5 protein-coding genes are annotated in these 8,208 nt (G+C 60.4%); 3 read left to right on the top strand and 2 right to left on the bottom strand.

The features are described 5' to 3' along the window. Positions 1 to 1,078: 1,078 nt before the first annotated feature. The gene (locus HNQ65_RS14435) at positions 1,079 to 2,146 is read right to left on the bottom strand and encodes an SPFH and helix-turn-helix domain-containing protein (protein ID WP_184340284.1); all 1,068 of its coding nucleotides are present in this window, start codon (positions 2,144 to 2,146) and stop codon (positions 1,079 to 1,081) included. A gap of 186 nt (positions 2,147 to 2,332) precedes the next feature. Between HNQ65_RS14435 and HNQ65_RS14430 the strand changes: the two genes are divergently transcribed. The 3 genes from HNQ65_RS14430 to rpoN all read left to right on the top strand — a co-directional run bounded on the left by HNQ65_RS14430 (position 2,333) and on the right by rpoN (position 7,369). Continuing rightward, complete coding sequence (locus HNQ65_RS14430) at positions 2,333 to 4,300, top strand: phospho-sugar mutase (protein ID WP_184340283.1); 1,968 nt, start codon at positions 2,333 to 2,335, stop codon at positions 4,298 to 4,300. A 466-nt stretch (positions 4,301 to 4,766) separates the two neighbouring features. Continuing rightward, positions 4,767 to 5,774 carry a hypothetical protein gene (locus tag HNQ65_RS14425; RefSeq protein WP_184340282.1) on the top strand — a complete coding sequence of 336 codons (1,008 nt, stop codon included), beginning with the start codon at positions 4,767 to 4,769 and terminating at the stop codon, positions 5,772 to 5,774. 176 nt (positions 5,775 to 5,950) lie between these two features. Then, the gene (rpoN, locus tag HNQ65_RS14420) at positions 5,951 to 7,369 is read left to right on the top strand and encodes an RNA polymerase factor sigma-54 (RefSeq protein ID WP_184340281.1); all 1,419 of its coding nucleotides are present in this window, start codon (positions 5,951 to 5,953) and stop codon (positions 7,367 to 7,369) included. Between the two features lie 86 nt (positions 7,370 to 7,455). On the opposite strand, the gene HNQ65_RS14415 is transcribed toward rpoN, so the two are convergent. After that, positions 7,456 to 8,025: a hypothetical protein gene (locus tag HNQ65_RS14415; protein WP_184340280.1), complete on the bottom strand. Its 570-nt coding sequence runs from the start codon at positions 8,023 to 8,025 to the stop codon at positions 7,456 to 7,458. Positions 8,026 to 8,208 lie beyond the last annotated feature (183 nt).

Here is an 8,208-nt window from a genome sequence, read left to right as displayed (position 1 = left end):
CCCCTCCACCATAACCTCTGGAAAAGTTTCCAAGTTTCCACCTCTAGGGATGGAAACATGGAAACTTTTTCAGACCATGCATCGGGTGGCACCACAGCGCACCCAGCGCCAGCCGCCCGTCCGCAGGATGGGTGTGGCGACAGCCCGTTAGCCCTTCGTAGCACGCAGTGCGAAGAATGGGCCCGTCCATCAGCGTGCGGCAGACACCCCGGCATTCGCCCCACTCCCAGCAGGGCACCTCCCAAACTGATGCCCCCCTGCCCGCCGAACACACCCCTGCCGGTGCTCCAAACACCCGCCAGCCACTCCATACCCATGGAAACGAAAAACCTCATTTTTCGTTTCCACTTTTTCAGCCTCGTTTCCCAGCCAGCTCCACCTCGTTTCCACACCGCCACAGCTTCCCCTGGGGAAAACAACTTCGTTTCCATCCTCTAACCGCTTCGTTTCCACAGCCTCGTTAAAATCCACCTTCGTTTCCACCAGCACTGCCCCCTGGGAAGGAAACGAGACACGAAGCAGATCAACACACCTCCACCTGCCATCCCCACTTGGCAGAACGAAATCAGACACCGAGACAGCACCGCCGCAGGCACATCCGCCCCCCATCAACGCGGGCACAGCATCCGATGGCGAAGCCATCAGCCCATAACTGGTAGCCAGAGCGCCCCCTTGTAAGCCACGCCCCGATGGCGTAGCCATCCCAGCCTGTAGCAAGGGGTTGAGCGAAGCGACACCCCTTGTAGGCCAAGCCCTGATGGCGGAGCCATCCCAGCCTGTAGCGAGGGGTTGAGCGAAGCGACACCCCTCGAACACGGCGCGACCCACCCCCATGAAGGTTCTCGCATCGCGGAGCGATGCCAGCGCTTGCAGCCCAGCTTCACCTCATGTCTCAAAATGCCACGTCATACCACCCCCTGCGATGACACAGGGGCGAGACCACGGCGCAGGGACACCCGCACTGGCATCGCTACGCGATGCATGCACCGGGCGGCGCGGGCACCCCGCATGAACGAGGGGGTGTCGCTCCGCCCCCCCTCGCTACAGGCTGCGATGGCTCCGCCATCCGTCGCCCCCATCACTGCGCCAGAAACTCATCCAGCGCGGCCTTGGTGATCCGGTACTGCGTGCCGATCTTCTTGGCTTTGATCTGTCCGCCTTCGATGCTGGAGATGACATCGGCCTCGGTGACGCCGAGGGTCTGGGCCACCTGGGCGGGGGTGAGGATTTCCACGGAGAGGGCGGGCGAGGCGGCTGCGGGAGCCGGGGCGGCAGAAGCTGCAGCGGGATTCATGTTAAAGGCACCCTGCGCCATCATGTTCTGCGCCATGCCAAAGCCCATGGCGATCTCGGCTGCTGAGCCTGCGGGATTGGCACCGCCTTTGCCCATGCCTTCGGCCATCTGAAACTTCACGTAGTCGTTCAGGTTCCCGATGGCGCTCATGCTGCTGCGCTTGTCGATGGCGGCCTCCACCTCCGGCGGCACGCTGGCGTTTTCCAGGATGAAGCTGGTGATCTCCAGACCGTACTTGCTCTGCGTGACGGGGTTGATGATAGGCAGCAGCGCCTCTCCCAGCTCGGAGTAGCGGGTGGCCAGGTCCAGCACCGGTACCTTGGCGGAGGCCATGGCATCCGTGAACACGCTGACGATGCGGCTGCGCATGGTGTCGGCAAATTCATCCAGACGGAAGTGATTGTCCGTTCCTGCCACCTCCTTCAGGAAAAGCTTGGGGTCGGTGATCTTGAAGTCGTAGGTGCCAAAGGCGCGCACACGCACGATGCCGAAGTCCGGATCCCGCATCATGATGGGGTTGCTGGTGCCCCATTTGTTGCCGGTAAAGAGGCGCGTGGTGACGAAGTACACATCCGCCTTAAAGGGAGACTCCAGGCCGTATTTCCACCCCTTGAGCGTGGAGAGGATGGGGATGTTGTCGGTGGTCAGCGTGTGCTTGCCGGGACCGAAGGTGTCGCCGTATTCACCGAGGTAAACAAACTGCGCCACCTGAGACTCGCGCACGATGAGCTGCGCGCCGCGCTTGATCTCCTTGTCCTCGTCCGGAAAGCGCCAGGAGAGCGTGTCGCGGGAGTCGTCGGTCCACTGGATGATTTCCAGAAACTGTCCTTTGAGGTAATCCATCAGGCCCATGGTCGTGTGGTGTGGGGTAAGGTTTTTTCGTTGGTCTGGCTGAGAACGAGGCCGATGTTAGAGAGCCGTCTTTGGCTTGGCGAGTGCAAATGCAGGCTCTGTTTTGTAAAGCATCCCTCATTTCCCACTGAGCGCTTTGCCGATTGATTCCTTAAATGGCTGGTTAACATTGATATTTCACACTTTATGTCCCTCGCTGACCAACTCCAAGCCGCCGCCGCCTCCGGGCAACTCCTCCCCGCCAGCCTCGACAACATCCGTGCCCTGCTCGCCGCCAGCGAAAATCCGCTCTACCGCGCGAGCATCGAGGAGCTGGCCAGCGCAGGCCAGTGGGCCGAGCTGAACGACCGCTTTTTCCAGGCACTGAAGTTTGGCACCGGCGGCCTGCGCGGACGCACGGTGGGCAAGGTGGTGACCAAGGCGGAGCGCGGCAGCGCCCCCGAAGACCAGCGCCCGGACGCCCCCTGCGTGGGCACCAATGCGATGAACTTTTACAACGTCAGCCGCGCCACCCGCGGGCTGGTGACTTACATCAAAAACTACCGCGCCAATGCCAAGCTGGGCGGCAAGCCGAGCATCGTCTTTGCACACGACACCCGCCACTTCTCCGCAGAATTCGCCAAGTTCTGCGCCAAGATCGCCACAGACTGCGGTGCCAATGTTTATCTCTTCGACGGCTGCCGTGCCACGCCCGAGATGTCCTTTGCCGTGCGCCAGCTGCGTGCCGATGCGGGCGTGATGCTGACCGCCTCCCACAACCCGCCGCATGACAACGGCTACAAGGTGAACTTCAACGACGGCGCAGGCATCGTGGAGCCCCACGCCACTGGCATCATCAAAGAGGTGAACGCCATCAAGGGAGAAGACTACGAGGCCCTGCCTGAGGCAGAGCGTGGCCAGATCACCACCCTGGGCGACGACATGGACCAGCAGTACCTCGCCCGTGTGGAAACGATGATGCTGCAGCCCGAGCTGCTGAAGAAGGAAGAAGCCAAGAAGCTCAAGATCGTCTTCACCGCACTGCATGGCACCGGCGGCGTGCTCGTCCCCGTGCTGCTCAAGAAGCTGGGCTTCACCTTCCTCACTGTGCCGGAGCAGGACGTGCGCGACGGCCGCTTCCCCACCGTGAAGTCTCCGAATCCGGAAAACGCCTCCGCTTTGAAAATGGCCGTGGATCTGGCCAACAAGGAAGGCGCGGACATCATCATCGGCACCGACCCCGACTGCGACCGCATGGGCGTGGGTGTGCGCGACTCCAAGGGCGAGATGGTTCTCCTGACCGGAAATCAGGTGGGCTCCCTCATGGCCTGGTACCGCACCAAGACCATGTTTGACCTCGGCATTCTCACCGCAGCCAACAAGGACCGCGCCGTGCTGCTCAAGACCTTTGTCACCAGCCCGCTGCAGGATGCCATCGCCGCCAAGTTTGGCGTGGGCTGCGTGAACACCCTCACCGGTTTCAAGTGGATCAGCTCCAAGCTGGCCAAATACGAAGCCGCACTGCCCGCAGACATCCAGGCCCGCTACCGCGACCTGAACAATGTGGAAAGCCGCGCCGCGCGCCTGCAGCACAGCAAGTTCCTCATCTTCGGCGGCGAGGAAAGCTACGGCTACATGGGCGATGACTTCAGCCGCGACAAGGACGGCAACGGCGCCGTGGTCATGTTTGCCGAGCTGGCCGCCTACGCCGCCAGCCTGGGTCTCACAGTGGCCGGTCTGCTGGACCAAGTGTACGCCGAGGTGGGCTACTTCCTGGAGCGCAATGAGAGCAAGGTCTTTGAAGGCGCCACCGGTGCCGCGCAGATCACCAGGCTGGCCGACAGCTACGGCAGCAATCCGCCCAAGGAGGTGGATGGCTCCGCCGTGGTCAACGTGCGCGACTTCCGCAAGGACGAGATCAAGGATGAAGAAGGCGATGTGGTGCTGAAGGAGAAGATGCTCTTCGTCGATCTCGCCGATGGCCGCAGCTTTGCGGTGCGCCCCTCCGGCACCGAGCCGAAGATCAAGTACTACATGTTTGGCCGCAGCCTGCCTGCCGCTGGCCAGAAGCTGAGCGCCGACGAGCTCGCCGCTGCGAAGGCCAAGGTCTCCGCCGGTCTCGCCTCCATGTGGGCCTGGCTGGACAAGGATATCGACGCCCGCCTGGCTGAATAAACCAGCCCGGCAACGGCCAACGCATATCACAATCCTCACGAAAGGCGGGAGCGGCGCACAGCCCTCCCGCCTTTCTGCGTCTTGGCAGCATTCATTTGGAGTGCGGTTGCAAAGGGAGGAACGACCGCAGCTACCACTTTCCGCAGGCCTGACGGCTGACGGATACCACAATAATACTCGCAGGCGCATTTCTGCGGCTCCCGTGAGGTCCATGGCTCCCGGGTGCCGACCTCCCACGCGCACCACGAAACGCTCGAAAGCGGCAGCTTCACTCGTTCCTCGTTGCGCAGCCGCACTCCAAATTTGCCCCGCTGTCTGCGTTTCCTTCCAAAAATCCGCATCATTCAATGAATGCGGCTGAACAAACTTCCGCCGCGTTCGTCTATCCAGAAACGACTCATTCCTGAGGCAGCAGGCCGGAAATTGTGGCTTGCAGTTCCCAGGAAGTTAAGAACTATTAACCATTATGAAATCTCGAACCCCTCTAAGGGAGCTGCTCAGCTCAATGAGATTGGGCTGGTGGTGCATCGCCGCTGTGATGACCTCGACGGCATCCGCACAGCAGCAGCGTTATTATCCGCAGCAGCAGCAGGGTGGCTATTCGCAGCCCTACGCGCAGCCGCCGTCCTCCTATTACCCGCAGCAGCAGCCGCAGGGGTACGCGTATCCACAGCAGCCCCAGGGAGGCTATGCCTACCCGCAGCAGCCACAGACGCAGTATGAGAGCCCCATGCAGTTTCTGCCCAAATTTGGCCAGCGCATGAGCCAGATGGTGCGCCGCCTCTTTTATGGACAGGACCCCACCGGCTACGACTACCCCCAGCAGGGCTACAACGGCAGCTATAGCCTCGACGGCACCCCGCAGCAGCCATCTGCGCCTGCCTATCCTCAGCAGCCCCCGGCCTACAATCAGCCTCCCGCCGCATATCAGCCCACCCCACAGCAGCCCAATTACCAGTATCCTCCCCAGCAGCAGACTCAGCCACAGGGGCAGCCGCGCTATAATTACCCGCCACAGCAACAGCCTTCGGCACCCCAGCAGCCGCAAAAACCATCCACGACCAACTCCACCAAGACCACGCCGCCAGCCAGTACTCAGAGCAAGTCCTCCACCCAAGGCAGCACCCACAAATACACGCCGCCCAAGGTGAACGACTCCCCTCCTGAAAAAACCACCAGCAAGAGCTCTGCCACCAAGTCCCGCAAGGAAACCACGCAGGAGACTCCGCCCCCTGCACCGACCCCGCGCCGCTCAGAGGCCAGCGCAGACTCTGGCAGCAAGGACTTCCCTGCCCCGAGCAAGTCCACCTCTTCCACCTCAAGCGGCGGTTCCTTCCTCAAAGGACGCAAGACCGCCAAGCCCGGACGTGTGATCAGCCCCTACCCGCCCTACAAGGAGCTGGACATCACCGGCCTGGAAAGCGGCTCCCTGGCGCTGGACCCCACGACGCAAAAAGTCTTTGAGGTGCCTTGAGTATCATACCCCCGGCCTTCATTCCTACCCCCCTCTGGAAATCCCGGCACTTGCCGGGATTTCTATTTTTATGCCAGCCGCAGCTCTTTTGCGAAATCTCGAAAATAAACGCGCCCCTGGCCTGATGTTTGCTTGCTTATCCGCTTGGATGGCGCTTGGCTGTCCACCAACCATTCATGGCCGACCACGGACTCCAGCAGTTACAGACACAAAAGCTCGCCATCGGGCCTCAGATGCAGCAGAGCCTGCAGATTTTGCAGGCCCCCACCCTGGAGTTGCGTCAGATCATCCAGCAGGAGATCGAGGTGAATCCCGTGCTCGAACTCGAAGCACCCGAGACCTCCATCCAGGACGCCATTCCCGACGATCCAGATGACCGCAGTACGGACGACAGCGACATCGACGCCCTGACGCAGATGGACGATGAGTGGCGCGAATACTGGCAGCAGAGCCGCCAGCAGACCGCCACTCGCCGCAGCGACGACCAGGAGCGCTGGCAGTTCCTCATGGACTCCATCGTGGCGCAGACCACGCTGCAGGAGCACCTGCTCTCCCAGCTCCACACCTCCGACGCCAAGCCCGCCGTGGCAGAGCAGGTGGAGTTTCTCATCGGCAATCTCGACGACCGCGGCTTCCTCAACACCCGCATCGACGACCTCAGCCTCCAGCACTCCATTCCCATCGACTCCCTGCAGACCGCCAAGAAGCTGCTGCAGAGCTTTGACCCCGTGGGCGTGGGCTCCGAGGACCTGCGCGAGTGCCTGCTCGTCCAGCTCGAGCGCCTCGGCAAAAAGCAGAGCCTCGCCTGGCGGCTGGTGGACCAGTACATCGACGACCTCGCCAACAAGCGCTACCCCATCCTGGCCCGCAAGCTGGGCGTGCCGCTGGAGCAGATCTCCCGCGCGGCGGACTTCATCAGCACGCTTGATCCCCGCCCCGCGCAGCGCTTCTCCGTCTCGTCCAACAACTACGTCACCCCCGACGTCGTGGTGGAGCGCCAGGGCGGCGAATGGGTGGCCGTGATGACCAACGACGACCTGCCGCACCTGCGCATCAGCAACACGTACAAGGACCTCCTCTCCCAGCCCAGCAACAACGGCGAGGTGCGCAACTACGTGCGCGACAAGATCCGCAGCGGCAAATTCCTCATCCGCTCCATCCATCAGCGCCAGCAGACGATCCACCGCATCGCCACGCAGATCCTCAAATATCAGCGCGAGTTTCTGGAAAAGGGCACCAATTTCCTCCGCCCCCTCAACATGGCCACCGTGGCCGATGAAGTGGGCGTGCATGAGACGACCGTGAGCCGCGCCATCGCCGGCAAGTACATCGCCACACCACATGGTGTGTTCGACATGAAGTTCTTCTTCTCCCACGGCGTGAAGACCGAATCCGGCGACGACCTCAGCAACACCAGCGTCAAAAACGCCATCGCCGAGCTCATCAAAAACGAGCCCAAGCACAAGCCCCTGAGCGACGACAAGCTCGCCAAAATGCTCGACGGCCAGGGCATCAAAGTCGCAAGACGCACCGTGGCCAAGTACCGCGAGGCACTCGGCATCCTGCCAAGTCATCTACGGAAGTCGTTTTCGTAACAACCCTCCATCGTCACCACCAAAAGCCGGTTAAAATTGGAGTTCCAGTGCAGGAGCCAGAGCCTAGCACAAGAGCAGCCAATCCATCACTCATGGAGCCGTGGGAGCTCGATAAATTCCACCCCCAAGATGTTTTTTACCCTCAATAACTCTGGCGTCAATTCGCGAGTAGAGACCAGCACCGTGCGCACCTCGCCAATTGCAAGTTTTGAGCGAAGCTCCGCCTCGAGAACCGCCTGATATTTCACACACTGAAAGAGGCCTCGCATCAAATCTGCCTCATCCGAGACGTGAGACTTTACCTCTACAGCCACAAGCAGGTCTTTATTACTGAAGAGCACATCCAACCTGTCTCCCGATATCAAGGGATGCTCAGTAGCAGAACGACAATTTCGATTTACGCTAATAACGTGCGGGTTGTTCTTCACAAACATCTTCAGCTTGCGGTGTTCTTCACTTTCACCAGCTCCTTTCCCGCGTTGCGCAGCCTGCTGCATAAGTTCAGCTAAATTCGGACTTATTTGAGGTGCCTTTTGCAACCCCAGTTCAGTCAGCACTTTTTCCCAGTATGGATATGCAGCTATCTGGGCAATGAGTGCATTGACCTTAGCTTTGCGCTGTTGTCTTGACAGTAATTTTCTTCCATCTTTGTCCATGAAAAAATCAAACCCAAGGCCCGGCATCCGAGTCCGCTTATTAATCACCAGACACTGCAACGGAGGAATGTCTTCTTTCCATTCCCGCCCTAGTATTGTGTTAGGTTAGTTTACCGCAAAACTTTTCAATCTTTTCGAAAATGCGTTCCGCAGTGGCGGTCCATACAAAAGGCTTGGGATCTT

The sequence above is a fragment of the Prosthecobacter vanneervenii genome, assembly GCF_014203095.1.
GTDB classification, from domain to species: Bacteria; Verrucomicrobiota; Verrucomicrobiia; order Verrucomicrobiales; family Verrucomicrobiaceae; genus Prosthecobacter; species Prosthecobacter vanneervenii.
This window is presented reverse-complemented; position numbering and strand designations above follow the sequence as displayed.